1 pseudogene is annotated in these 1524 nt (G+C 56.8%); it reads left to right on the plus strand.

Annotated features, from left to right (window positions below):
• A pseudogene (locus tag VB780_RS25575) lies at positions 1–1524 on the plus strand (hypothetical protein); the annotation flags it as partial.

Here is a 1524-nt window from a genome sequence, read left to right on the forward strand (position 1 = left end):
CTTGCTGTGCTAGGTCAAAGCCAAGGCGCGGTCATTCATGCAGAGTTTTCGCGAGATGGGCGCCGGATCGTCACAGCGTCCGTCGACAGCATCACAGTGTGGGATGCTCAGAGCGGTGACGCGCTATTCTCACATCAGAACCCTACGATTCACGCTAGTTTTTCAGCCGACGGGCAACAGATTATTACTATATTTGGTTACAATTCACCTGAAGGATGGTCATCTGACGCCAGAGTGTTTGATTCGCAGACTGGCGAGTTAAAGTTCACACTTATTACTGATCAACTTGTGCTGTATGCTGAATTTTCTGCAGACGGACAGCGCATTGTTACAGCGGGAGAGGAGTCTGCAATGGTGTGGGATGCGCACACCGGTGAAGCTATCGCTGACCTTGTAGGGCACTTCGATGGCGTTCTCAGTGCAGCCTTTTCCCCAGATGGGAGGCGGGTTGTTACAGTGTCTCCGGACACTACCGCGCGAGTATGGGACACCGAGACCGGTGATGAGGTTTCAATTCACCGAGGTCACACAGATTTGGTATGGAGTGCTGCGTTCTCGCCTGACGGATCGCAAATCGTTACCGCGTCTAGCGATAACACCGCGCGTGTTTGGAGCGCCGAGACTGGTGAATTGCGCTTCGCTCTCGCCAATCTTGAGGGTGCGGGTGTCTATGCCGCCGAGTTTTCGCCTAACGGGCGGAAAATCCTTATGATGTCTGCTGATGCCGGTCGGATTTGGGACGCGCAAACGGGTGAGGAGCTTGCCATGCTTGGCGGTCATGCAGGGAAACTCCTGCATGCTGAGTTTTCGCCGGACGGGCACAGGATTTTGACTGGATCATCAGATGGTATTGCGCGTTTATGGGGAGCCCAGGCCATTGGCCCTGCCGCCGTGCTTCTCGGTCATACAAATAGCGTAAGGTTTGCAGAGTTCTCACCAGATGGAGAGAGAATCGTGACAGCATCGTGGGACGGTACCGCGCGTGTTTGGGGGGCGGAAAGCGGCGATTTGCTCACCGTTCTCGAGGGGCACACACCTCTTTCGCACGCGGAGTTTTCGCCGGATGGCCACCGGATCGTGACGGCGTCCAACGACAACACCGCGCGTGTTTGGGATGCGCAGACTGGCAATGAGCTCGCCGTGCTTGCCGGTCACGGATCATTTATCACGCATGCCGCGTTTTCGCCTGACGGGCGGCGGATCTTGACGGCGTCCGGCGATTACACCGCGCGAGTTTGGGATGCGCAGACGGGGGATGAGCTCACCGTACTCGCCGGCCACACAGAGGGGCTCAACCATGCCGCGTTTTCGCCGGATGGGCACCAAATTGTTACAGCATCCACCGACAAAACTGCGCGTGTGTGGGACGCGCAATCAGGTGCCGAGCTCGCCGTGCTTGAGCGTCATATAGCTAGCGTTCGGTATGCAGAGTTTTCTCCAGACGGCCGGCACATGCTGACACTTTCGTGGGACACTCCGGATAGAGGAGTAAGGTTTATCGGGGAGGCAAGCGTTTGGGCTGTC

The sequence above is a fragment of the Leptolyngbya sp. CCNP1308 genome (assembly GCF_034932455.1).
Lineage (GTDB): Bacteria > Cyanobacteriota > Cyanobacteriia > Phormidesmidales > Phormidesmidaceae > Nodosilinea.